This window comes from Dyadobacter fermentans DSM 18053 (assembly GCF_000023125.1).
GTDB classification, from domain to species: Bacteria; Bacteroidota; Bacteroidia; order Cytophagales; family Spirosomataceae; genus Dyadobacter; species Dyadobacter fermentans.
On the sequence record NC_013037.1, the window covers coordinates 6,709,177 to 6,733,044 of the forward strand.

General features: G+C 54.8%; 18 protein-coding genes. 11 read left to right on the forward strand and 7 right to left on the reverse strand.

Annotated elements, in window-relative coordinates:
- Window positions 1–66 precede the first annotated feature (66 nt).
- The gene (locus tag DFER_RS27880) at window positions 67–1,089 is read left to right on the forward strand and encodes an SDR family NAD(P)-dependent oxidoreductase (protein ID WP_050774737.1); all 1,023 of its coding nucleotides are present in this window, start codon (window positions 67–69) and stop codon (window positions 1,087–1,089) included.
- 62 nt (window positions 1,090–1,151) lie between these two features.
- Here the strand turns inward: DFER_RS27880 and DFER_RS27885 are convergent, their stop codons facing one another.
- Both DFER_RS27885 and DFER_RS27890 read right to left on the reverse strand, forming a co-directional pair.
- Window positions 1,152–1,949, reverse strand: a complete 798-nt coding sequence (locus tag DFER_RS27885) for an SDR family NAD(P)-dependent oxidoreductase (RefSeq protein ID WP_015815015.1) — start codon at window positions 1,947–1,949, stop codon at window positions 1,152–1,154.
- A gap of 101 nt (window positions 1,950–2,050) precedes the next feature.
- Window positions 2,051–2,488, reverse strand: a complete 438-nt coding sequence (locus DFER_RS27890) for a hypothetical protein (protein ID WP_041735616.1) — start codon at window positions 2,486–2,488, stop codon at window positions 2,051–2,053.
- Between the two features lie 215 nt (window positions 2,489–2,703).
- Between DFER_RS27890 and DFER_RS27895 the strand changes: the two genes are divergently transcribed.
- Entirely contained in the window at window positions 2,704–3,738 is a 1,035-nt protein-coding gene (locus tag DFER_RS27895) for a Gfo/Idh/MocA family protein (RefSeq protein ID WP_015815017.1), read from the forward strand.
- A gap of 11 nt (window positions 3,739–3,749) precedes the next feature.
- A complete protein-coding gene (locus DFER_RS27900) occupies window positions 3,750–4,358 on the forward strand; it encodes a hypothetical protein (RefSeq protein ID WP_015815018.1) in 609 nt (202 codons plus the stop codon).
- A gap of 15 nt (window positions 4,359–4,373) precedes the next feature.
- Here DFER_RS27900 and DFER_RS27905 read toward each other — a convergent pair whose 3' ends face one another.
- The 3 genes from DFER_RS27905 to DFER_RS27915 are packed head-to-tail and all read right to left on the reverse strand — an operon-like array spanning window position 4,374 to window position 8,289.
- A complete protein-coding gene (locus DFER_RS27905) occupies window positions 4,374–5,378 on the reverse strand; it encodes a glycosyltransferase family 9 protein (RefSeq protein ID WP_015815019.1) in 1,005 nt (334 codons plus the stop codon).
- Window positions 5,375–6,361: a glycosyltransferase family 2 protein gene (locus DFER_RS27910; protein ID WP_015815020.1), complete on the reverse strand. Its 987-nt coding sequence runs from the start codon at window positions 6,359–6,361 to the stop codon at window positions 5,375–5,377. Before DFER_RS27910 ends, DFER_RS27905 begins: the two co-directional genes overlap by 4 nt.
- Window positions 6,358–8,289 carry a carbamoyltransferase family protein gene (locus DFER_RS27915; RefSeq protein ID WP_229206128.1) on the reverse strand — a complete coding sequence of 644 codons (1,932 nt, stop codon included), beginning with the start codon at window positions 8,287–8,289 and terminating at the stop codon, window positions 6,358–6,360. The genes DFER_RS27910 and DFER_RS27915 overlap by 4 nt, the downstream gene beginning before the upstream one ends.
- 107 nt (window positions 8,290–8,396) lie before the next feature.
- On the opposite strand from DFER_RS27915, the gene DFER_RS27920 reads away from it, so the two are divergent.
- The 4 genes from DFER_RS27920 to DFER_RS27935 are packed head-to-tail and all read left to right on the forward strand — an operon-like array spanning window position 8,397 to window position 12,323.
- Entirely contained in the window at window positions 8,397–9,398 is a 1,002-nt protein-coding gene (locus DFER_RS27920; protein WP_015815022.1) for a glycosyltransferase, read from the forward strand.
- Window positions 9,370–10,692: a glycosyltransferase gene (locus tag DFER_RS27925; protein WP_015815023.1), complete on the forward strand. Its 1,323-nt coding sequence runs from the start codon at window positions 9,370–9,372 to the stop codon at window positions 10,690–10,692. Before DFER_RS27920 ends, DFER_RS27925 begins: the two co-directional genes overlap by 29 nt.
- The gene (locus DFER_RS27930) at window positions 10,682–11,260 is read left to right on the forward strand and encodes a D-glycero-alpha-D-manno-heptose-1,7-bisphosphate 7-phosphatase (protein WP_015815024.1); all 579 of its coding nucleotides are present in this window, start codon (window positions 10,682–10,684) and stop codon (window positions 11,258–11,260) included. Before DFER_RS27925 ends, DFER_RS27930 begins: the two co-directional genes overlap by 11 nt.
- Complete coding sequence (locus DFER_RS27935; RefSeq protein WP_015815025.1) at window positions 11,253–12,323, forward strand: glycosyltransferase family 9 protein; 1,071 nt, start codon at window positions 11,253–11,255, stop codon at window positions 12,321–12,323. Before DFER_RS27930 ends, DFER_RS27935 begins: the two co-directional genes overlap by 8 nt.
- On the opposite strand, the gene DFER_RS27940 is transcribed toward DFER_RS27935, so the two are convergent.
- Window positions 12,313–13,812, reverse strand: a complete 1,500-nt coding sequence (locus tag DFER_RS27940) for an MFS transporter (protein ID WP_041736819.1) — start codon at window positions 13,810–13,812, stop codon at window positions 12,313–12,315. The genes DFER_RS27935 and DFER_RS27940 overlap by 11 nt on opposite strands.
- 293 nt (window positions 13,813–14,105) lie before the next feature.
- On the opposite strand from DFER_RS27940, the gene DFER_RS27945 reads away from it, so the two are divergent.
- The 4 genes from DFER_RS27945 to DFER_RS27965 all read left to right on the forward strand — a co-directional run bounded on the left by DFER_RS27945 (window position 14,106) and on the right by DFER_RS27965 (window position 22,322).
- On the forward strand, window positions 14,106–16,010 hold the full coding sequence (locus DFER_RS27945; RefSeq protein WP_015815027.1) for a 7TMR-DISM family protein: 1,905 nt from the start codon (window positions 14,106–14,108) through the stop codon (window positions 16,008–16,010).
- Between the two features lie 324 nt (window positions 16,011–16,334).
- Window positions 16,335–19,301, forward strand: a complete 2,967-nt coding sequence (locus DFER_RS27955; RefSeq protein WP_229206129.1) for a SusC/RagA family TonB-linked outer membrane protein — start codon at window positions 16,335–16,337, stop codon at window positions 19,299–19,301.
- Between the two features lie 12 nt (window positions 19,302–19,313).
- Window positions 19,314–20,780, forward strand: coding sequence for a RagB/SusD family nutrient uptake outer membrane protein (locus DFER_RS27960; protein ID WP_015815030.1), 1,467 nt, complete (start codon window positions 19,314–19,316; stop codon window positions 20,778–20,780).
- Between the two features lie 81 nt (window positions 20,781–20,861).
- Window positions 20,862–22,322, forward strand: coding sequence for a glycoside hydrolase family 30 protein (locus DFER_RS27965; protein WP_041736822.1), 1,461 nt, complete (start codon window positions 20,862–20,864; stop codon window positions 22,320–22,322).
- Between the two features lie 66 nt (window positions 22,323–22,388).
- Here the strand turns inward: DFER_RS27965 and DFER_RS29415 are convergent, their stop codons facing one another.
- Window positions 22,389–23,855 carry a serine hydrolase domain-containing protein gene (locus tag DFER_RS29415; RefSeq protein WP_143828840.1) on the reverse strand — a complete coding sequence of 489 codons (1,467 nt, stop codon included), beginning with the start codon at window positions 23,853–23,855 and terminating at the stop codon, window positions 22,389–22,391.
- Window positions 23,856–23,868: the final 13 nt, after the last annotated feature.

Genomic DNA, 23,868 nt, shown 5'->3' on the forward strand with positions numbered 1-23,868 from the left:
GTGAATTACCCGATGGCAACAGCGAGTAGTTTACCGGCTATTCTTTTAATTTTTATGACAAATAATATGGGAAAACTGAATAACGGCTGGCCGGCCTGGGGCATCGCGCTCGCAGGACTGGGCGCGCTGGCGGTTGCGCGGGCGGCTTACAAGCGCATTACACGGCTGGATTTTAAAGGTAAAGTGGTGGTAATCACCGGAGGATCGAGGGGGCTTGGTCTGGAAATGGCCCGCATTGTAGCGGCAAAAGGCGCGAAGCTGGCCATCTGCGCACGCTCGGAAGAGCACCTCGCGCGCGCTGTGGATGAACTCACTAGCGGAGGTGCGGAGGTGCAGGCGATCAGCGCCGACCTTTCCGACCCGGCGGAAGCGCCGCGCGTGGTGCACGAGATCATAGAACGGTTCGGCCGGATAGATGTGCTGATCAATAACGCCGGTATGATGCTCGTGGCACCCGAAAATGTGCTCGCAACGGAGGATTACCATCGCGTAATGGACGCCAATTGCTGGTCGGCGCTCTATATGGCCCAGGCTGCATTGCCCTATTTCAGGCGGCAGGGAGGCGGGCACATTGCTAACATTTCCTCCATCGGCGGGAAGATTGCCGTGCCGCATATGCTGCCATACAGCGTGAGCAAATTCGCCCTCACGGCGCTGTCGGAGGGATTGGCGGCGGAGTTGAAAAAGGACAATATCCATGTCACGACGGTAATCCCCAACCTCATGCGCACCGGCAGCCCGAGGAATATCTCGCTGAAAGGTGCCCATGAAGACGAATATGCGTGGTTCAAAATAGCGGATTCACTTCCTGTTTTGTCCCAGGATGCGCAAAAAGCCGCTGCCGCGATCATCGAGGGCATTGCTGCCCATGAAAATGAAGTGATCCTTACACCCATAGCCTACGCCGCATCCGCGCTGAATGGCGTGGCGCCCGGGCTGCTCACCACCCTGATGCAGTGGACCAACCGCTGGCTGCCGGAAAGTGACAATGCCGAAGAGAGAAAAGGCTTCGAGAGCGAATCCGAGGCCACGAGCGGCGCCATCGGCGCGCGGACGAATGCCGCCGCCGCCCGGAACAACGAGCTTTAAACAAAAGAAACCGGGTGCAATTGCCCCGGTTTCAAATAACTCATCTGATTTAGTTGCGGTTGTTATTTCTCGTGAACAGGTCTCTGCTGCTCGTTCATCTGGTGCGCCAGCACGTCGTCCGGCAAGACTGAGCTCATAGCTACCTGTATTTTATTTTTCAATCCCGAAACCACCCGGTCTTTACCGGCCATCAGGGCTTCGTAGCCGTCGCGTGCCACGTCGGTTGGGTCGGCCTTGTCGTCCTCATCCTGCACCGCCTTGCTGGCTTGCATATCTGCTTTGTTGAAGAAGTCGGTGTCGGTTACGCCCGGCAGGAGCGCCGTGATGGTTACGCCGGTGTCTTTGGTTTCTTCCCGCACGGCTTCACTGAACGACAGCACGAATGCTTTTGTACCGTGGTACACGGCCTGCCAGGGGCCCGGCATCTTGCTGGCGATCGACGCCAGGTTTAGAATGCGGCCGGAACCACGCTCCACCATGTCGGTCAGGAAACATTTGGTGAGCACAACCAGCGATGCGATATTGAGGTCGATGATCCGCAGTTCGCGGTCGATGTCCGTTTGATCGAACTGCCCATACACGCCCTGGCCGGCATTATTGACGAGGATTTCTACCTCAATTCCTTTCTGTTTGATGTCCGCATAAAGCCCGAATGCCTGCTCACGATCGAAAAGATCTTTGGCAATGGGCCACACTTCCACGCCTTCGGCGCGCAGCAGCGTGCTGGTTTCGTCCAGTTCGGCAATGTCGCGTGCTGTGATGATCAGGTTAAAGCCGTCTTTTGCAAACAGTTTAGCCAGTTCAAGCCCGATTCCGCTTGTAGCGCCGGTAATCAGGACATATTTTCCTTTATTTTCCATAATGATCCATGTTGATTAAAGAGCTCCTACCAGGGTAAAAACCGTGCCTTGACAACGCCCGAATGGAATGCCTCCGAATTGCTGCTTCTGCTAAACCCGCATTACCGCAGGCTCTTGATTGCCATAGCCGCAGCGAGGCCGCCGAGTAAGTACCAGGTGATCGTTAGCAGCTTGGTTTCGCCGGAGCGGGCTACCGCGCTTTCATTCAGGCCCAGCGGTTTGGCAAGCCCGATGGCCCCCAGGCCGGCCATAAGTCCGTAACCAGCGCCTCGAAGCAGGATGGTGTCATTATCGCCCTTGCCGATCATGGCATAGTAACCGGCATTGCTCGCGAGGTCGGCCACGAATGTGGAGGCGGTGAGCACTTCGCCGGAAGGCGCATCCACGCCTACGGCTTCGGCGGTTTTGGCCAGGGCTTCTTCGCCCAGCAAGTCGATTCTCGGTGCTTTGTGTGAAACGCGTTTGGCTACTTCGTGGACCAGGTTGAGCACCACGGCGCCCGTGATCCCGCCCAGAATGTTTCTGATCTCTGGTTTCATATGCATGTTGATGTTTGGATTAAGAATTAAATGATCCAGCAGTCCGAAAAAACCGAACCAGCCGCATAAGCACCTGTTAGTTGACATTTTTCCACAAAATCAGAACCTCAAATGTCCATTCGGCCGCGAACCAGGATGGCATATTTATTTCCTCCGACCCGCATGCTTTGAAAAACCGGGATAGCCGGTATGCATCAACATCAAACCGGAGTTACATGGAAAAGAAAAACAAACTGGGCGTAGCGCTGGTGGGGCTGGGAAAGTACGCCACCGGCGAGCTGATCCCCTCGCTGCAAATCACGCAAAACTGCTATCTGGCCGGGCTGGTGAGCGGCAGCGAGGAGAAGAAGCTGAAATATCAGCAGGAATTCGGGTTGAAAGACGAAAGCCTGTACAGCTACGACGATTTCGACCGCATTGCGGATAATCCCGACATCGACATTGTGTATGTGGTATTGCCCAATTTCATGCATGCCGAATACTGCATTCGCGCCGCAAGGGCAGGCAAGCATGTGATTTGCGAAAAACCGCTTGCTATGAATGTGGACGAATGTTACCGGGTCGCAGAAGCCGTGCGGCAGGCGAATGTGCGCTTTTCAATGGGATACCGCCTGCATTTTGACCCTTTCAACCAGGAAATGATGCGGCTCGGGCAAAAAGAGGTATTTGGTCCGGTGAAAAAGCTGGAACTGCTCGATAGCATGGATATCGGCACCGAAACGCCCTGGCGCGTCGACCGTGAACGCGCCGGCGGCGGCCCCCTGGTGAACAACGGAATTTACTGTATCCAGGCCGCAATTTACATTACGGGCAAGTTACCGGTGGCCGTAGAAGCGCGCTTCGCGCCGGTCACCAACCCCGATCGGTTCAGTGAGGTGGAAGAGGGCGTGATATGGACGATGTTTTTCGAGGATGGCGTGACGGCGCATTGCGAAACGAGTTATTCCAAAAACCAGAACCTGATGCGCGCCGAGGGAAGCGAAGGATGGTTTGAACTAAATCCTGCTTACGAATACAAAGGGCTGGTGGGCCGGACGTCCAGCGGCGCAATGGATATCGAACCTGTGAAACAGCAAGCCAGGCAAATGGACGATTTTGCCCGCTGCATTATAGAAAACACCGAAACCCGCGTGCCGATTGAAATGGGCATCCGGGACATGCAAATCATCGAAGCAGTATACGCATCCGCCCGTGCAGGTGATCGTGTAGAGCTGCATTTGGAAGCGTTTGAAAACCTTCCCGAATATTAATATACCTTATTATGGAAGAGAAAAACTACACGGGCGCCGTGCCCGGACAAAATCGCGGCGACTCGGTAACAGCCGAAGGAAGCCGCTCATTCGAAGATGTGATTGCGGCCAAAGCATTCTTTTTTCAAACGGAGGCACGGCTGCTGGACGTCAACCAATGGCACGCCCAGGCCGGAGAGGCGCTGGCACGCTTCACACTCACCGACGACGCGGGTAATCCGCTCGACGGTATCGCAAAACAGGGCCTGCTCGTCAAAATCGACATTCCCGGCCCTGGCTCGGAAGCAGGCGGAGGTTTCGACTGGGTGAGGATCGAGGAGATCAAAAGGACCGATTCGCCGGATGTGCAAAGTACTGCGTTGCGCGTGCGCCCGGTAACCGCGCCGGGATCGGACAAAGAGGAACCGACGCATTTCTACGACGAGGAGTCGACCAGCACGTTCACCCTCACGCGTGAACATGCCGTGATCACGGCCGCCGTGTACGACCGCAATATCAACCCCAACACCGAAGCCGATTCGTTGATCGACAAGGTCCGAAATGCCATTACCGGGTTGGTAGGGGAGAAGGTTTTTTCCAAAATCCAGTGGCAGGCGCTGGTGGACGGCCTGTTGAAATGAAACCAGGGCGCCTGGTTACGGCCGGGCGCCCTGGTATTGTTCTTCGAGTAATGTTTCCATTTCGGAAAGGACGAGTTGGAAATCAGCGTGTTGTGTCCAGTCGATGGTTTTGTGAAGTTGTTTGTTGATAGGCCCCCAACGTTCCGGTTCGCTATCCATGCTGATCACGATGCTGGGCGTCTCCACGGCTGCGGCAATGTGCGACACGCCGGTGCAGTTGCTGATCAGCAGATCGGCACCTTGAATGAGCTGCGCGATTTCGCCGAGGCCGGTTTGCCCGGTGAGGTCTACGGCAGGGTAATCCATGAATCTGATCACTTCGGAGGTGATCGGTTCTTCGGCAGCGGTGCCGGTCACGACCACCTGGTAACCCATTCCGGCGCATTGATCAGCCAGGCAGGCGAAATACGAGGGTGGCCATTGTCGCCACGCGCCGCGCGAGCCGGGGTGCACGCACACGTAATGCGCACGCGCGAGCGCGGGGACTTTATTGAACAAACTTATCGTTTCATCCTCCGCAATGGGGAATTCCAGCTTGTCATTCGTCGCGGGGATGCCCAGGTGCTCCATCAGCCGCAAGTGCCGGTGAATTTCGGAAATACCGTCCGGATACCGGACAAACCAGGCCGGATTGCCTTCATTACCCTCGCTATGGAACCCGGCCACCGTGCCCGTGTCGAGGTCTCTCAGCATTTTGTTCACGATCGTGCCGTTTCCCTGCATTTGCAGGATCAGGTCGAAACCCTCGTTGCGCATTTGGTTCACAAATTGCTGCCAGGCTACCTGTTCGAAAGGCTGCTCGGGCAGGCCGGGGTATCCCGGGAAATGGATAAAACCATCCAAATACGCGTGGAACCTTTCGGTGAACGATTTGGCCCAGGGCAAGCCCAGAAGCACGATTTCGGCGTCGGGATATGCGGCGCGCAGCGCACGGAACGCCGGAACGGCACAAAGCATGTCGCCCAGCTGCAGCGCCCTGAATACGGCTATTTTTCGGGTTGTTTCTGCGGGAAATGTCATAGGAAGAATACTTTGTATCGCAATGCCCCGCGAAGCGTCCAGTACACGGACAGGTAGGGGATCACCAACGAAGTGAAAATCATTTCGAGGCGGTGGGAGAGCGAATCGGACGTGCCTCGCATGCGCCTGATCACGAAGGAAGCAACCGCCGCCACCCACACTGCCGCAGCCCCGAGCGAAACCGCCGGATTGCCGGCGGCCAACGCTGCCACGCACACGACCGTCGCCAGAATAATAATGTAGTAATTCCAAACAGGACCCGGGGCAATTTTGCGCCTGTAAAACTTCGGATGTTTCTTAAAAAGCAATGCATTGAACATGCTTTTGCGCTGTTCGGCCACGCTTACACCCCAGCGCGCCTCCCGCACAGGATGGCATATCGCCGCGTCGGGCACATGCACAATGGGGATTTGCTTTTCGAGCAGTTTGAATTCCAGGTCCGAATCTTCACGCCAGGCAATGGGGAAGTCCTCATCGAAGCCGCCGGTCAGTTCCAGCGCCGCACGGGAACAGGCGCAGTTGGCGGTGATAAATTCTGCCGTGGCAAGGTGTGCTACATTCTTTTCATAATCCGTCGGTTTTTCCGAAATAGGCACAATCACCTTTCCTGTGAACCCTACGAAGCGCTCTGCTTGCGCGCGGTAGGCTTCGCTGTATTCTTCAAGCCAGAACGGGTCGGGAATGCAGTCGTCGTCGGTGAACACCACGAGCTCGCCGCTGCTGTTTTTCCAACCGTGGTTGCGGGCTGAGGCGGGGCCCTTTTTGGCAGGTAAATGAAGGAACAGCAGGGCAAAATCAGGCTGCTCACGGATGACCCGCGCCACCAGCGCCTCGGTTTCAGGATCGGGGCCGTCGGACACGACGATCACTTCATGGAACGTGCGCCAGTAGGTCTGGTCACGAAGCGCGTCCAGGCACTTCCTCAAAAGTGCCGGACGCTTATAAGTGGGGATCACAACGCTGATATTGACTGGCAGCATCATTTTTCGAGAATGAATGAGTTGATAATCAATGCATCAAAAGGCGAAGTCCAGAAACATTCGATCGCATCGCGCGGGGAGCAAACGATCGGTTCGCCGCGGGTGTTGAACGACGTGTTCACGAGTACCGGTACGCCCGTCAATGCTTTGAATTCGCTCAGCAGCTCGTGGTAGAGCGGGTGTTGGCCGGCGTTCACGGTTTGTACGCGGGCCGTGCCGTCGGTGTGCCGCACGGCAGGTATCCGGTCGGCCTTATCGTCGTTAACAGGATACACAAATAGCATGAAAGGCGAGACATGCGCGTTTTCGAACCATTCCGGCGCATCTTCCTCACGGACTACCGGCGCCACAGGACGGAAATCCTCGCGGTCTTTGATGTCGTTGAGCCGGGCCTGCATTTCGGGGCTGATGGGCGAGGCGAGAATGGACCGCGCACCCAGTGAACGCGGACCGAACTCCATTCGTCCCTGGTACCAGGCGATAATCTTGTCCTGCGCCAGTATCGCGGCGGTTTCTTTGGCCACGTTGTAAAGTCGTTTGTAGGGTGTTTTGGCCCAGATCATGAATTGCTCAATCTCATCGTCGGTATATTCCGGGCCCCAGTACACGTGCTCCATCGGCTGGGTGTAACGCTCGCCGCCAGCCTGGGCGTGCAGTTGGGCATCCAGCCATTGTCCCGCGCCCAATGCGGTGCCAGCGTCGCCGGCAGCGGGCTGTACCCACACGTTGCGGAACGGGCCGTGGTCGCGGATGACGGCATTCATGACGCAGTTCAGCGCCACTCCGCCGGCCATGCAGAGGTTTTCGGAGCCGGTTTGGTCGTACAGCCATTGAACGAGTTTCAGCACGGTTTCTTCCAATGCTTTTTGCAGGGAATGCGCAATGTCGTGGTGGAGCTGCTCAAACGGGTCGTCTTTCCGGCGGCCCTGGCCCCACCATTGTTCGGGGTCGAAATCGTCGATGGTATATTGCCCGTTTTCACCCACATGGATGATCGAACGGAAGTCTTCCAGGTAAACCGGCTTGCCGTAGGAGGCCAGCGCCATCACTTTGTATTCATCCGACGAGTGCAGAAAGCCCAGGTAGGTCGTGATTTTTTCATATAACATCCCGAGCGAATGCGGCATGTCCACGGTTGCCAGTTGTTCGAGCGTGTTGCCTTTGCCGAGGAAATACCCCGTTGTCGCTTTCTCCCCGCGGCCGTCGATGGTGAGCACGGCGGCTTCTGCAAATGGCGATGGGAAGAATGCGCTGGCTGCGTGGGAAATGTGGTGGTTTACAAATTCCCATTTCGATGAAAGGTCGCCTGCATGGGCGAGGCGCTTCTGCAAATGGTGCGGGTAGCCGTCGCGCAGCTGCTCGGGGGCTTTTCGGATGTAGTTCAGAAAAATCGTATCCCACCCATTGTACACCTTCGAAGGCATCATCACGTCGTCGTAACCCTCTTCTTCATACACCGACGCATCGCTCACGCCCTCGGGATCGAAGGAATAGGCAATGCGGTCCACGTCCTTCATGGTGATCCCCGCCGTTTTCAGGCAAAAATCGATGGCGTGGAATGGCAGCTCCCAGGTCGTGAAGGGAACAGGGCGCTTGCCGTGTTTGATATGTGTAAATCTCTCTTCTTCGGCGGCTGCGATGATCCGGCCGTCCTTAACCAGTGCCGCAGCGCTGTCGTGAAACGCTGCATTGATTCCCAGTATGTACATAAGCGAATGGTAGATTTTGAAATGCGGCGAGCTCGCTACAAGTACCATGCCAGTTCCCGGGTGAAAAAGCGCCTCGCGCACGATCCGTATATGCGCCGGCGAAAGTAGCCCGGCGGCTTCCGCACATGCCGTATGGGGTGTGTTCTTACCTGTGGAAGTTCTTCCATGCACCGGCAAATGCTGGATGTTACTATACGTTGCGTTTGGAAGCGCTTCTCCCACACTTTGAGCCGCTTACCGGTAATGGCCTCGCAATCAGGGGAGCGTTTGTTTCGGAATGGCACTGTTTTTTACAGGGCGCCGTCTGTTTTAATCCAAATGCAACAAATATGAACGGGACGAGCGCCACAGATTCGCGGCTGAAAATCTTCACATGGCATGTTCATGGAAGCTATTTGTACTACCTCTCACAAGGTAATTACGACATCTATATTCCCGTGGCTGACACCCGGACGGAAGGCTACTTCGGGCGGGGAGAGACGTTCCCGTTCGGCCCGAACGTGATCGAAGTCCCGGTTGCGGAAGTGCGGCATATGGAGTTCGACTGTATCCTGTTCCAGTCTGAGCGCAACTTCCTGATCGACCAGCACGACATCCTTTCTGAATCGCAAAAGCGTTTGCCGCGGGTTTACGTGGAGCACAATACGCCCGAAGGGCATCCGACCAACACCCGCCATATCATGACCGACCCGGAGGTGACGCTGGTGCACGTGACGCATTTCAACAAACTGATGTGGGATAGCGGCGGCATTCGCAACGTGCGGGTGATCGAACACGGCGTATGCATTCCCGAGGTAACCTGGAAGGGTGATATTCCAAAGGGCATTGTGGTGATTAACCACATCCAGCAGCGCGGGCGCATTACGGGCTGGGACGTTTTTGAGGAAGTGCGGAAGCACGTTCCCATTGACCTCATCGGCATGGGTACCGCCGAATCCGGCGGGCTGGGAGAAGTGCTCAACCCGCAGCTGCCGGAATTTATCAGCCATTACCGCTTCTTTTTCAACCCGATCCGCTACACGAGTTTCGGACTGGCCGTGTGCGAAGCCATGATGACCGGCATGCCGATCGTGGCGATGGCGACCACCGAGTATGTGACGGTGATCAAAAACGGAGAGGCGGGATTCATCGATACCAATCTCGACAAACTCATTGAGGGCATGCGGCAACTGATCGACGCGCCGCAGCTGGCACGGACCATGGGCGAGCAAGCCCGGAACATCGCGCTCGACCGCTTCGACATCGCCCGGTTCACTTCCGATTGGGAGAAAATATTTACAGAAACCATTCAACTTCATCAGCATGAAACGGAAAATAGCATTTATCAGTGAGCATGCATCGCCGCTAGCGGTGCTAGGCGGGGTGGATAGCGGTGGACAGAACGTGTACGTGGCCGAGATTTGCAAGTCGCTCGCCAGGCTGGGGTATCATATTGATATTTACACCAGAAAGGATGATGAAGGCCTTCCGGAGATCGTGGAATGGCTGCCGGGTATCCGGGTGGTGCACGTAGAGGCAGGTCCGGCGTGCGAGGTGCCGAAGGAGCAATTGCTGGGTTTTATGGATGAGTTTACCAACAGCATGGTGCGGATTATCCGCCGGCTGCATCTGGATTATGAACTGGTTCATGCCAATTTCTTCATGTCGGGCCTGGTGGCGTCGCGGATTAAGCTGATACTCGGGATTCCGTACGTGATTACATTTCATGCATTGGGTAAAATCCGGATGATCCATCAAAAGGAAAATGATGCATTCCCCGCTTCGCGCCTCGACATTGAGCAGATGATCGTAGAGGATGCCGACTACATTATAGCGGAATGCCCGCAGGATAAGCAGGATCTCATCGAACACTACCATGCCGATCCGTCGCGCATTACCATTATTCCCTGCGGGTTCAGTTCCGAAGAATTCGGCCCGGCCTCGAAGGCTGGCGCACGCCGCAGGCTGGGATTGCGTAAAAACGATGTCGTATTGCTGCAACTCGGCCGCATTGTGCCTCGGAAGGGCGTCGATAATGTGATCCGCGCCATGCATTATCTGCGCACGATACCGCATATTAAGCTGCTCGTGGTGGGAGGCTCGGACGACAAGCCCGATTTCGACCGCGATCCGGAATTCAAGCGGCTCCAAGCGTTGGCCCGCGACGAGGGTGTGGAGGACAAAGTGATTTTCACAGGTCGCAGAAACCGCAAGCAATTGAAATACTATTACCAGGCTGCCGATTTCTTCATTTCAACGCCCTGGTACGAGCCGTTCGGCATTACCCCACTGGAAGCGATGGCCTGCGGAACGCCGGTGATCGGCTCGGAGGTAGGGGGGATCAAATACACGGTGCGGCATGGCGAGACGGGCTTCCTGGTACCGCCGCACGATCCGGCCGCGCTGGCGGAGGCGGTAAAAGCAGGCATTTCGTGCCCTGAAAAATACGAAGCGCTTTGCCGGAATGCCCTGCAACGCGTGAATGAGAACTTCACCTGGTCGTTTGTTGCCACGCAGGCCCACCGGCTTTACATGCGGATAGCAGCCGAACGCAAAGCGAAAACCACTTATTTGCTGGACCTGCGGCGTGCGGAAAGCAAGCCGTTGAATGGTTACCAGCCTAATGCGATCACCTATGCGTCCTGATCAGGAATTGTTAAAAGCAGCCTTTCTGGATAAAGACGGCACACTCATCCGCGACGAACCCTACAATGCCGATCCGGCCAAGGTAGTGTTTGAGGAGGATGTGTTCGAAGGGCTGCGTACGTTACAGGGCGACGGTTACCGGCTGGTGATCATTTCCAACCAGCCGGGCCTGGCCATGGGGCTGTTTTCCCAAATGGAACTGGATGCATTGATCCATTATTTCGACGACCAGTTCGCGCAAAACGGGCTCGTGTTGTCGGGTTTCTATTACTGTCCGCATATGCCGGCTACCACGGAACCCGGCTGCACCTGCCGCAAACCCGAGCCCGGACTGCTGCTCACGGCCGCGCAAGAGCTGAATATCGATTTATCGCGTTCCTGGATGATCGGGGATATCCTCAACGACGTGGAAGCCGGAAACCGCGCAGGCTGCCGGACGGTGCTTATCGACAATGGAAACGAGACTGAATGGGTGAAAGGCCCGTACCGCGAACCGGATTACACCACCCGCTATTTCCTGGATGCCACCGACTACATCACTACCCAGACCGTCAGAAGGGATGCCTGAAAATATTGGCGAAAACGTACTTTGCATCCGTGCGGATAACATGGGCGACGTGATCATGTCGTCGCCGGCGATTCGTGCATTAAAACATTCATTCGGATGCCGCATTACGCTGCTCACGTCACCAGCCGGTGCCATCATCGTGCCGCACCTGGACTGCGTGGACGAAGTGATTACGGCTTCGCTACCCTGGGTGAAAAGCGACGGGATGCACGACCGAGCCCTGCTGGCACTAGCGGAGGAACTGCGCGCCCATGCATTCGATTCGGCGGTGATATTCACGGTCTACAGCCAAAGCGCGCTTCCGGCCGCCATGCTGGCATTTATGGCCGGCATTCCGGTGCGCGTCGCGTATGCGCGGGAAAATCCTTATGGCTTGATCACCCACTGGACGCCCGACCTGGAGCCTTACCAACGTATACTACATCAGGTCGAGCGCGATCTGGACCTGGTGCGGTCACTGGGGGCGGGCATTGGGGACGACAGGCTGATGCTGCAAACGACCGTCCACCAAGAGGCCGGCCTGGCCGTAAAGCTCGGAGAGGCGGGGGTAGGAGGCAGGCCGTTTATGATGTTACATCCGGGCGTTTCGGAGGCGAAGCGGGAGTATCCGGTGGAGAAATGGATAGAAGTGGGTAAACTTTTGCGGCACCAGTTTGCCATGCCTTTGCTGGTAACTGGCTCTGCTTCGGAGAGCCAGCTGGCCACCGAGATAGCAGAAGGAATCGGTTCCATGGCCATTGCGGCGGCGGGGATGTTTGGCGTGGGGGAGTTTATCGCGCTTGTCGATAGGGCCGTTGGCGTGGTGTCGGTGAATACGGGCACCATTCACATTGCTGCTGCCATGCAAACGCCCGCTGTGGTGTTGTATGCGCAAACCAACCCGCAGCACACGCCCTGGAAATCCCCGCATGAACTTCTGCCGTTTTCTGTTCCGGGGCATCTGCGGAGTAAGAACCCCATTATTCAGGATGTGGCTGAGCGGTTGTACCGGCACGAAATCCCTTACCCGTCGTCCGAGCAGGTGCTGGCGGCGATGAAGCGGCTCCTGTCTGTCAGGCATTAGGGTCGGGATTGGCCAGCTGATCGTCGCCCATCCGCCTTCTTTTGAGCATTCCATTCACCGACGATTGCCAGTTGAGTATCATTTCAATGACAAAGAAATCGCGCAGGTTGCTTCGCAGGCTGGTTCGCATAATGCGTTTGACGATGCTTTTATTTACTTCTCCGGCCTCCCGCACCCTTGGTAACAGCTGGATGGCAACGACCGTCAGCACGGCGCCGATCAGGAACAGGAAGTTCCATTCATGAAGCAGCAGCAGCCGGAAGCTCTTTTGCAGCTGCGGACCGGTCCATTGGGCAATCACGCGCAGCTGGCGTAAAGTGTAATAATCTGCCAGGTAACCGCCTATCAGTGGCGCGAGGGATGAAAATACGGATGTAATGATGTTTTTGACCGATAAATAAATGATGGCTTCCTTGGCCGGCGCCAGTTTGAGGCCAATGTTGGTAAGCGCCAGGTTAATGCCCGCATTACTCGCCCCGCTTGCAATGTGAATGAGCGCCAGCAATACCAGGTTCGAGATCAGATTGGAATAAATCCCCACAAAACACCAGGCAATGACGCAGCAGAGGTAAAGCGGCGCGCAGATCGAAATGATGGTTTTGTTGCTGTAACGATCGGCGAAAACACCCCAGTAGCCAATGGTAACAATGCTGCTAAGCTGACTGAGGATCGTGAGCGGGATAATGTACATGAGCGTCAGCCCAAGGGTTTTGAGCATAAACACGGTAAAAAACGGTGTCGCGATATTGACCGCGAAAAGCCATGCCGAGTTGAATACCAGCAGCCTTCTGAAATTGAGGTCGCGGAGGGGCTTCTGGAACATCCTGATGATGTTTTCATTGCCGAGATAGGACGTAGGCTCGGGCACGGTCGAGAGCAGCCATGCTCCTCCGAGCCCCACCACACCGGCCAGCATAAACATGACGGCGTACGTGGTAAGCTCGAATGCCGGGAAATTCTTACGGATGTAATCCACGGCCAGGGCCAGGATGATGCTCATGATCACATTGAGGATTTGCGCATAGCGGCCCCGTTTGGAAAAGTACACGCCCAGCATATCGCCCGGCACGAGGTCTTTCATCCACGCATTCCAGCTCGGCCCGGCAATGGAACCGAACAGGTAGAAGAAGAAAAGAAAGAATAAAAGCAGATTCACGGGCGCCCCGGCCGGGAATATAAAAGGCAATGTCCCGATCAGAATGAGCGGAATGCGGGCGAATACCGAACAAATGACCGACACGGCGCGACGGTTGTTGTACCGCCGGATGAGCCACACGGAGGTCAGCTGGAAAATGTTCGTGAATGTGGGCAGCGAGGCGAGCAAGCCGATCTGGAAATTGTTGGCGCCCAGCAGCAGGGCAAACGCGACCAGGAACGTGCCCCCGGTGAGCGTGGTCATGGCCTCAGTGGTCAGGCCTTCTTGGAGAATGGTATGCAGCCCTTTCTGCACTTCCTCCTGGGTCAGTCTTTCCCTGGGTTGTAAAATCATAGGTAATGTGTGGTTTTTTTCTCTGGATGTTGAGTCGTAATGGCGGTTGCCGCGATGGGCGTTTTTTTGAATAAAACCATACCAAGAGGCGGGCATCTTGCCTGATAAGCTTCCGGAAAAACGGAATAATGACTATTTGCTTCCGGCGGATATTTTGAATGCCGGCTTTACAAAGGCCAAACTGAAAGCGGGTCGAAAAGCGTTATCATTTTTTCAACCCATTTTGAACCTCCATCCGCATGCCCTTTTCTTTCATAACATATGTTTTCCCGGGTTGCCGCAAAATCATCGCTATGGCGTTTTGGCTGATCATCGTTGCCCTGGGAAATGCATTCGCCCAACAGCCGATCACGATATCCGATTCCCGCGACCAGCATATTTTCACAGGGAATGAAATTCAATACCTGGAAGACACAGCCGCCACTTTTACGCTCGGAGATGTGCGCTCGCCCGCTTTGAGTGCACGTTTCGAAAACAGCAAAACCAATACACCGCAGAATTACAATCTGAAATCGACCTACTGGTTCCGCATCAACATCCGCCATAATCCCGAAAGCGGTAAGAACTGGATACTGGAATTTTTTGACCAGACGATCGACGATATCACCGCTTACCTGCCCGACGGAAAAGGAGGTTACACCGTTCGCCGGATGGGCGATCAGTTGCCGTTCAGCGAGCGGGAGTATGCGCATAAGAATTTCGAACTGAATATTGAAAACGATGCGGCCTTTGATGGTACCTACTATTTCCGGGTGAAATCCCACCAGACGGCCGACGCGATCATCGTGCTGCGCTCGGTGAACCGGTTCATTGCCTACGCGCTCGACGAGTACTTTATTTTCGGGATATTCTACGGCATGGTGCTGGTTTTCAGTTTCTACAACCTGATGATGTACCTCGCCGTGCGGCAGGTGCAGTACCTGTATTACGTGCTGTACAACCTCTGTGTGGGGTTGTTCGAAATGTGTATCGATGGGGTGGCCTACCAGTACCTGTGGCCCAATGCGCCCGAATGGAACCAGTATGCCTACGGGATCGCGTTGTACGGGATCAGCATTTTTGCGCTACAATTCACCAGAACGCTGCTTTACACGCACAAAAAAGCCCCGCGACTCGATCGCTTCATCATCCTGATCATGGTTCTCAGGACGATCTTCTTCGGCATTTGCTTTGTGGTGGACACCAATTGGTTCAGCTATAAGTTTGTGGAGCTGGTGCCGCTTGCCGTGGCATTTTATACGGGGATTTATATTTACAGGCAGGGTTATTATCCTGCGCGTTTCTTTGTTCTGGGGTACACTTTTCTTTCTATTGGCTTCATTCACAAGCTTTTGCTCATGCTGCATGTGGAGGGGCTGAATTTCGGGGTCGTTACGTATTACAGCCTGAGCATTTGTTTCGTCATCGAAATGATATTCCTGTCGTTTGCGATCGGGGATAAGGTGCGGATTTTGAAAAAGAAAAAGGATAAGGCGCAGAAACAGATTATCCACCAGATGCGCGTGAACGAGAAACTCAAAGATTCATTGAACATCCGGCTGGAAGCGGAAGTAGAGGAGCGGACGCGGGAGGTGCTTGAAAAATCGGCGATCATTGAGGCGCAAAACCAGGAGCTGACCGAGGTGAATGCCCTTTTGCAGCAGCAAAAAGAGGAAATTCTGCAAATGAACGTGTTGCTGGAAAAAGACAATGAAGTGCTGCACACGAATGTGGTGAAGGTGACGCAGGCACGGGTAATGTCGGCGGAGGTGGATTTCGAGGAGTTCAGCAAAATATACCCCGATAATGACAGCTGTTTCAGGTTCCTGGCGGGCATGAAGTGGGGCAATGACGCGGACGGCGATCGCTACGAATGCCGCAAATGCGGGCACGACCATTACTTTCACGGGCATTCGCCATACAGCCGCCGCTGTGCCAAATGCGATTACGACGAGTCGGTAATCGCGCATACCGTTTTTCAGAACACCCGCATTCCGATCAACAAGGCATTTTATATGGTCTTCCTGATCTTTACCACCAAAGGTAAAATCTCTTCCCACAAGCTTTCGGAAATCCTTTCCATTCGCCAGGGCACTTGCTGGGCCTACGCGAGCCGGATCAAAAAAGTAATGCAGGACCGGCGCAGGGAGATTGCCGGTTCCAGGTCGGGGGAAGGGTGGAGTCTCCTCGTTTTGGACCATTCCCTGGAAACGGCCTGACCCGGGCACCGTATTTGCAGAGGCGATTTTTAAATGTATTCTGCAACAAATTCCACAGTTTTTTATTTAAAAATTCACGGCGTGCAGGCGTATCAATCCTGCGCGCCGGTTCCATGGCGGCACTGTTCGCAAGCACTGTGAATCAGGATTATCGGTGCTTCGCGGCTCCGGTGTTGAAGCGTATCAATATTGATGTAAGTGTCTATTTTACAGTCGATTATGATATTTTTTCGCTATTGATTTTCTCAAAGTATCCTTACCTTTGACCCCATGGAAATATCCAAGAAATTATCAGATTAATTACCAATAATTCATTAACATCCTATGGGAAAGAGAATTACAATGTTCATTGCCGTGATTTTGGCGACGCTCGGCCTGGCGCATGCGCAGGAGATCGTCGTGAAAGGGGTGATCAGGGATCAGCAAAACGAGGCGCTTCCGGGCGCGAGTGTTCTGGTGAAGGGGACGCAATCAGGTACTGTAACAGATGTCGACGGAAATTATTCGATCGGGGTGCCCAACGAACAGGCAGTGCTGGTCTTTTCATTTATCGGTTACGGATCGCAGGAAGTTACTGTCGGCAATCGTACGCAGATCGACGTAACGCTCGGTGCGGACCTGAAAACGCTGAACGAAGTAGTGGTGATCGGCTACGGTACCCAGAAACGGGGCGACGTAACGACGTCCATTGCATCGGTGGATACGAAGGATATCGAAGAGCGGCCGATTTTGCAGGCCGCACAGGCACTGCAGGGTAAGGCTGCCGGTGTGCAGGTAACGCAGCCGTCGGGCAAGCCGGGTAGCGCATTGTCCATCCGCGTGCGCGGGGCCACGTCCGTTCAGGCGGGCAATGAGCCGCTGTACGTCGTGGACGGCGTGCCGACGATGGATACGCGGGACCTGAACGTGAACGACATTGAAAGCATTCAGGTGCTCAAAGATGCGTCATCGGCGGCTATTTACGGGGCGAGGGCTTCCAACGGGGTGGTGATCGTGACCACCAAGAGAGGTAAGGCCAACCAATCGCAGGTTAACTTCTCGGCTTACTACGGCATTTCGAACATGGCGAAGAAGATCAATGTGCTTAACCCGCAGCAGTATGCCGACCTGATGAACGAAATGGGCCAGAACGTGACGGTAGGCAGCGAAACGACCGACTGGAACAAGGAAGTTTTCACGACGGGCAGCAACCAGAACTACCAGCTTAACTTTTCCGGTGGTACGGATAAAAACAGGTATTTCGTGTCAGGGGCCATCACCCAGGATAAAGGGATTATCCAGCCTGCCAGCTACCGTCGGTATTCATTCCGTATGAACCTTGATAACCAGATCAAAAGCTGGTTCAAGCTGACTACGAACGTGAGCTATGCCAATGCCAAAGTGCGCGATGTGAAGGATAACAACAATGCCGGTCGCAATGCCGTCGTGCTTGGTGCACTGGGCGCGCCGCCTACGATGGGCATCTACACGCAGGATTCGCTAAGGGGAACGATTTTCTCGACCAACCCGCTCAAAGCCGGGTGGGATAACCCGCTTGCTGCGATGTTCGGCCCGACACAGTCGGCACGCGACAACCGGATCTTTGGTAATGTGGCCGGAGATCTGACGCTGGCGAAAGGGCTGGTGCTGCGCTCCAACTTCGGGATCGATTTTATGAACCACGCGAACGACTATTACCTCGATCCGTTCGGCACCACCGAAGGATGGGGCGCCAATGGCAGCACCCATGGCCTGGGCAATGCAACCCGCAGCAACTCATTCACCTACCTTTGGGAAAATACGGCCAACTACGAGAAGAAGTGGGACAAGCACGAGTTCTCGGCCCTGGCGGGTACGACGGTCCAGAAAAACACCTGGAACAATTCGTACATGGCAGGCCGCGATTTCCCGGCGGACGGTGTCGTGAAAACGATGAATGCGGCGAACGAGATTACCGAAGCCTACACCGAGCAGTCGGAATGGTTCCTGAATTCTTATCTGGGACGGTTGATGTATAATTTCGATAGTAAATACCTGATTACGGCCAATTTCCGGGCGGACGGGTCGTCGAAATTGGCCAGAGGCAACCAATGGGGCTTCTTTCCGTCGGTATCGGCCGGATGGCGTATTTCCGCCGAGCCGTTCATGGAGGATGTCAAGTTCATCAATGACCTGAAATTACGCGGAGGATGGGGCCAGAATGGTAACCAGGAGGGCCTGGCGAACTACGCGTCGTTCGGGCTGAACAGTTACACGCGCCGCACGCCTACCTCCCCGCCATCGGGCCCGGCCGTCACGCCGCCTACCTACGCGCCCAATCCTGATCTCCGTTGGGAAACGACTACGCAAACCAATATCGGTGTGGACCTGAGCATGTTGCAGGGACGACTGACACTTACCGCGGACGCTTATCTCAAAAAGACGAACGACCTGTTGCTGAACGTCCCGCTCCCCAATACGAGCGGCTACACCTACATGCCCAGGAATTCGGGTAAACTGGAAAACAAGGGTCTGGAATTTGTGCTGTCGAGCGTGAACTTCGATAAGGCTGATTTTCAATGGACTACGGATTTTAACATTGCATTCAACCGCAACAAAATCACCGAATTACAGCTGAGCAAAATTTACCGGTATGCCGATGTGGAAGGCCGGAGCGACCAGATCATCATTTTGCAGGAAGGTGCTTCGCTCGGGACTTTCTACGGATACATTGCCGACGGCGTGAACCCGGAAACCGGGGATATGATCTACCGCGATGTGAATGGCGACGGTTCTTTTTCACCATCCGACCGCACGATCCTGGGTTCGGCCCAGCCGAAATTCACCTACGGAATGAACAACAACCTGACTTACAAGAATTTCAGTTTGTCGTTCCTCTTCCAGGGTTCGCATGGAAACAAGGCATTCAATGCATCGAGGCTTGAAACGGAAGGGATGTATGACAGCAAGAACCAGTCGACCGAAGTGCTGAGACGCTGGCAGAAGCCGGGTGACATTACCGACATTCCGAGGGCAACCGACGGCAATGTCAACAACTCGCTCATTTCGTCACGCTTTGTTGAAAATGCATCGTTCCTCCGGATGAAAAGCGCCACCATTTCCTACGCACTCAGCAAGGAACTGGCCGGCAAGATTAAGCTGAGCCGGGCATCCGTTTACCTGACGGCCCAAAACCTGTTCACCATCACGAAATACAAAGGCTTTGATCCCGAGGTGAATGCATTCACTTCAAGCGGCGCCACGTTAGGAATCGACTACGGCACTTACCCCGTTTCCCGTGCATTTGTAGCAGGTATCAATGTTTCGTTTTAACCCAGGAATTTCATGAAAAAGATTAAATATATAGCACTTGCTCTGGGGTCGGCCATGCTGCTGCCGGCGTGCCAGGATCAGTTGGATTTGCAGCCTGTATCTCAAACAGTGGTAGGGGAAAGCGGAAGCGGCACAGCCGGGTCGTCCATCAAAGATGCGGCCAGCGCCGAGGCTGCGCTCGCTGGTGCCTACGCCATTTTCAAAAACGGCTCCGCGGAATATTATGTCATGGACTATTTCATCCTCGGTGACGGGCAGTCCGACAACTCCTACGCCGGTGCCGACAATGCGGCCTGGTTTGAAGTAGACGAATTCAGGGTGCTTTCCACGAATGCGGTTGCGGCAAGGGACTGGCGCTATTTGTATAACCACGTGGCGAGTGCCAACTCGATCATTGCCAATGTGCCGAAGGTGACGGACGCATCGCTCTCGGCTACCCGCAAGGCGCAGATCGTCGGTGAAGCTAAGTTCATTCGTGCGCGGGCCTATTTCGACCTTGTGCGGATTTACGGGGACGTGCCGCTGGTGGTGGACGAGCTGCCTACCATTACATCTTCCAATGTGGAAGAGATCTATGGCCAGCTCTACCCGGCCAGAAGCGCGGCCGAGGAGGTTTATGCGCAGATTGTAAAAGACCTGGACGAGGCAGCCCCTGCTGTGCCCAAAACAGGTCCGAACAAAATGACCGTCACGCCCGGCGCCGTGCATACCCTGCTGGCGAAGGTATACGCAACCCGCAAGGATTGGGCAAAAGTGAAGGAGAATGCCGACAAGGTGATTGCCCTGGGCTACACGCTCATGCCGAATTTCGAAGATCTGTGGGACGGAAAGCATGAAAACAGTGCAGAAGCCATTTTTGAACTAAACTTTGAAGAATGGGCCACTGGCGGAAACTGGGGATCATCCATGTTCTATGGCACCGACTGGAAGAAGTTTAACACCCCTTCCAACGACCTTGTGAAGGCCTATGACGATGAAAAGGACGTGGTGCGCAAGGCTTCCACGATTTACACAGCCAATGTGACGGGCAAATGGTCCGACCGTTACTGGCCATTGAACAACTTCCCGTTTGCCTATAAAATGCGCAATACGGACGCTTCGCAGAACATCATCATGTACCGCCTGGCCGACGTGCTGCTGCTCAAAGCGGAAGCATTGAACGAAACGGGCGACCTGGCGGGTGCCCGCACGCTGGTAAACCAAGTGCGAACGCGCGCCAAGCTGCCAGCCACACCGGCGGCCGATCAGGCGGCTATGCGCCTGGCCATCGAAAAAGAGCGCCGTTTGGAGTTCGCATTCGAAGGGCAGCGGTGGCACGACCTCGTGCGCACGGGAAGGGTAGTACCGGTAATGGAAGCCGTGAAGGACGGCGCCGGCAACAGCCTGAATTACAAACTATCCGATACGAAGCTGCTATGGCCGGTTCCGCAAGGTGAAATCGATAAAAATGCGAATCTGAACCAAAATAACGGTTATTAATCCACGATGTCAGGTCATGCGGGAATGGTCCGGGTTTTCCGGCAGCCGTTCACTGGCATGGCCTGGCTTTTTTTATATATCATGAAAAGAAATGTGATTGCAACGTTCACCTGGCTGGGTTTTGCGTTGATGAGCTGCTCAGCGGAAACACCGGAAGAAAGCAATAATCCCGCTCCTGCGGACACCACAGCGGCTAACAAAGTGGCCGTGTGGGTAACGAACGGCACGCAGGGCAAGCTGCTGAAAAGCGAGCAGCCGCTCTCCATCGTGAAAGCGGGGACGGTTTCGCCCGCCGCCAACCTGATTAATATTGATTTTTCCACCAAATTGCAAGAAATGGAAGGCTTCGGTGCAGCGCTCACGGGCTCATCGGCCTATCTCATCCAGCAAAAGCTCAATGCCTCGCAGCGCGAAAACCTGCTGAAAGACCTTTTTGATCCTAACACCGGCATCGGGATGAGCTATTTGCGCGTTACGATGGGCGCGTCGGATTTTTCCCTGGAAGATTTTACGTACAACGACCTGCCCGCAGGACAAACGGACGCGGCTTTAAGCAAATTCTCCATCGCAAAAGATCAGGCGGACCTCATTCCCGTCCTCAAATCCGTGCTGGCCTTGCAGCCTTCGATCCGCATTATGGCAACGCCGTGGTCGGCGCCGGCGTGGATGAAAACCAGCGGAAAACTGGCCGGCGGCAGCCTCAAACCGGAATGGTATGGTGCTTATGCCCAGTATTTTAAAAAATACCTCGACGCTTACCAGAAAGAAGGCATAACGATCGACGCCATTTCGGTGCAGAACGAACCGTTGCACGAGGCGGCATATCCTTCCATGGGCATGGATTCGGCGGCGCAGGGGAATTTCATTAAGAACCACCTGGGCCCGTTGTTCGAGGCCAATGCGATCCGGACGAAGATCCTGCTTTACGATCATAACTGGGACAGGCCGGGGTATCCCATCTCGATCCTCAACGACCCGCAGGCGAGCCGGTACGTGGCCGGATCGGCATTTCATGCTTATGGCGGCAATGTGTCGGCGATGAGTGAAGTGCATGACCGCTTTCCCGACAAGGGCCTGTATTTTACCGAAATATCAGGCGGCCGCTGGGCGACCAATTTTTCCGATAATCTGAAATGGAACATGTCGAATATATTCATCGGCACGGCCAACAACTGGTCGAAAAACGCGCTTTTGTGGAACATTGCGCTGGATGAGAATGATGGCCCCAAAAACAAGGGCTGCGACAATTGCCGCGGCGTGGTAACCATCGCTTCCAATGGCAGTATTACCAAAAATGTGGAGTACTACACGATCGCGCACATGTCGAAATTCGTGCGTCCGGGCGCATTCCGCGTGCAAACGGACCGGCTGAGCGCATCGAGCCAATTGGAACACGTCGCATTCCTGAACCCCGACGGCTCAAAAGTGCTGGTTATACTGAACCAGGGCGCCGATAACCGGAAGTTTACGGTGGCCGTTGGTAAAAATCAGTACAGCTACACCATTGATCCAAATGCGGTGGCAACGCTGGTTTGGAAATAAAATCACAAGGCCCGGCCGCGACAATGCATGAAATTGCCGTGGCCGGGCCGTTTTGAAATACCATCTTCACTTTTGGAACGCGGGAAGAATAACTTCCTGCATGTGTTTCCAGGTAATGCTGTGGCTTCCGTTGATATCCGACTGATTATGGTGGAGTGTAACGGCTACCAGGTTCAGGTCGGGCACGATGTAGAGCATTTGCCCGCCATAACCGGCCGCATAAATCACGGTTAATGCATTACTGCCGAACTTCGCCACGCCCCGCCACCATTGGTAGCCATAGCCTGATTCCCTGTTCCCCGCCTGCGTTGGCAGGATAAAAGCCGTGCTTTCGTTGATCCATGCTTCCGACACAATTTGCCGGCTGTTCCATTGCCCTTTGTCCAGCACCAGCTGACCGATTTTCAGCAAATCGCGGGGCCGGAGAAACAATCCGCCGCCGGTGTGCACCTTGCCGCCCAGGGTTGTCCATGCGAAATGATTGATCCCCAGGTCGCGAAAGAGCGTGTTTTTGGCGAGACTATCGGCCGGTTTTCCGGTAGCATGGAGTAGAATGCCTCCCAGCAGGATCGAAAGGCCGCTGTTGTATTCAAACCGCTCGCCGGGCTTGTCGGTGGGGTCGGGCTTTTTGGACAGCACATATTGGTACAGATCATCGCTCTGGTTCATCCTCACGGCATCATTTTCGGGATCGGAATAGGGGATATCCTCTTTCCAGTCGAGCGCGGCGGACATGGTGAGCGCATTTCGTAAGGTGGGTGACGTGATGGTTGGCAGCGAGTCGGTGTAGTTGGGGAAATAGCTTCTGAGCGGACTGTCAAGGTTTTTAATGAGTCCTTTGTCCCGGGCCATGCCTACGAGGAGCGACGTGACGCTTTTGGTAACCGACTGGACGCTATGCAGCCGCTCCCGACCGCCGAGGTAAAAGTACTCTTCCAGCACGAGCCGCCCGTCCTGAGCCACGAGCAATGCATCCAGCCCATGAAATTTACCTTCCAGAATCCGGGCCAGCAAGTCGTTCAATGGCTTTGATTGTAATATTCTGGGCTCCAATGTGCCGCTGGCCCAGCCATCTCCTGCCTCGACGGGCGCCTGGTAAGTCCACGCTTTGAGCGGCTTGCCTTTGGCGTCGGCGCGTGCGGGTATTTGTGCAGACCAGTTCGGGGTTTTGGTAAAACTGAGGTTTTCAGGTTGCTGGTTGGGGATGTGCAGAATGCCTTTGATCAGCTTTCGGTCACCCGATACTTCACCTTTGAATGTGGTACCTGCGCCCAGGTCCAGCATTACGTTCGGGCCATCGATATGGATAGCGGGGATTTGTTCCGCAGCCATCAGCTCGGGCAATTCGAAACGGCCGGTCCATTTTCCGCTCATGAGCTCCTGGTTCAGCTGAATATCCAGCGCCGTTTTCAAACCCGGCACCGCCTCGAACTCCGCGTGCCAGATGCCTTTCAGTTCCTGTCCGTCGGAGGAACAACCCGTCACCAGAAGCATAATCCAGCTAAGGGCAGCGAACGTCGATTTTAGTTTCACTTCAAAACAAGTT

What these genes read in the sequence shown, in the direction of transcription:
- DFER_RS27900 (WP_015815018.1), top strand. Translation starts at nt 3,750, where the DNA reads ATGGAAGAGAAAAACTACACGGGCGCCGTGCCCGGACAAAATCGCGGC.
- DFER_RS27910 (WP_015815020.1), bottom strand. Translation starts at nt 6,361, where the DNA reads ATGATGCTGCCAGTCAATATCAGCGTTGTGATCCCCACTTATAAGCGT.
- DFER_RS27965 (WP_041736822.1), top strand. Translation starts at nt 20,862, where the DNA reads ATGAAAAGAAATGTGATTGCAACGTTCACCTGGCTGGGTTTTGCGTTG.
- DFER_RS27905 (WP_015815019.1), bottom strand. Translation starts at nt 5,378, where the DNA reads ATGACATTTCCCGCAGAAACAACCCGAAAAATAGCCGTATTCAGGGCG.
- DFER_RS27935 (WP_015815025.1), top strand. Translation starts at nt 11,253, where the DNA reads ATGCCTGAAAATATTGGCGAAAACGTACTTTGCATCCGTGCGGATAAC.
- DFER_RS27925 (WP_015815023.1), top strand. Translation starts at nt 9,370, where the DNA reads ATGAAACGGAAAATAGCATTTATCAGTGAGCATGCATCGCCGCTAGCG.
- DFER_RS27895 (WP_015815017.1), top strand. Translation starts at nt 2,704, where the DNA reads ATGGAAAAGAAAAACAAACTGGGCGTAGCGCTGGTGGGGCTGGGAAAG.
- DFER_RS27955 (WP_229206129.1), top strand. Translation starts at nt 16,335, where the DNA reads ATGGGAAAGAGAATTACAATGTTCATTGCCGTGATTTTGGCGACGCTC.
- DFER_RS27890 (WP_041735616.1), bottom strand. Translation starts at nt 2,488, where the DNA reads ATGAAACCAGAGATCAGAAACATTCTGGGCGGGATCACGGGCGCCGTG.
- DFER_RS27920 (WP_015815022.1), top strand. Translation starts at nt 8,397, where the DNA reads ATGAACGGGACGAGCGCCACAGATTCGCGGCTGAAAATCTTCACATGG.
- DFER_RS27945 (WP_015815027.1), top strand. Translation starts at nt 14,106, where the DNA reads ATGGCGTTTTGGCTGATCATCGTTGCCCTGGGAAATGCATTCGCCCAA.
- DFER_RS27885 (WP_015815015.1), bottom strand. Translation starts at nt 1,949, where the DNA reads ATGGAAAATAAAGGAAAATATGTCCTGATTACCGGCGCTACAAGCGGA.
- DFER_RS27960 (WP_015815030.1), top strand. Translation starts at nt 19,314, where the DNA reads ATGAAAAAGATTAAATATATAGCACTTGCTCTGGGGTCGGCCATGCTG.
- DFER_RS27880 (WP_050774737.1), top strand. Translation starts at nt 67, where the DNA reads ATGGGAAAACTGAATAACGGCTGGCCGGCCTGGGGCATCGCGCTCGCA.
- DFER_RS27930 (WP_015815024.1), top strand. Translation starts at nt 10,682, where the DNA reads ATGCGTCCTGATCAGGAATTGTTAAAAGCAGCCTTTCTGGATAAAGAC.
- DFER_RS27940 (WP_041736819.1), bottom strand. Translation starts at nt 13,812, where the DNA reads ATGATTTTACAACCCAGGGAAAGACTGACCCAGGAGGAAGTGCAGAAA.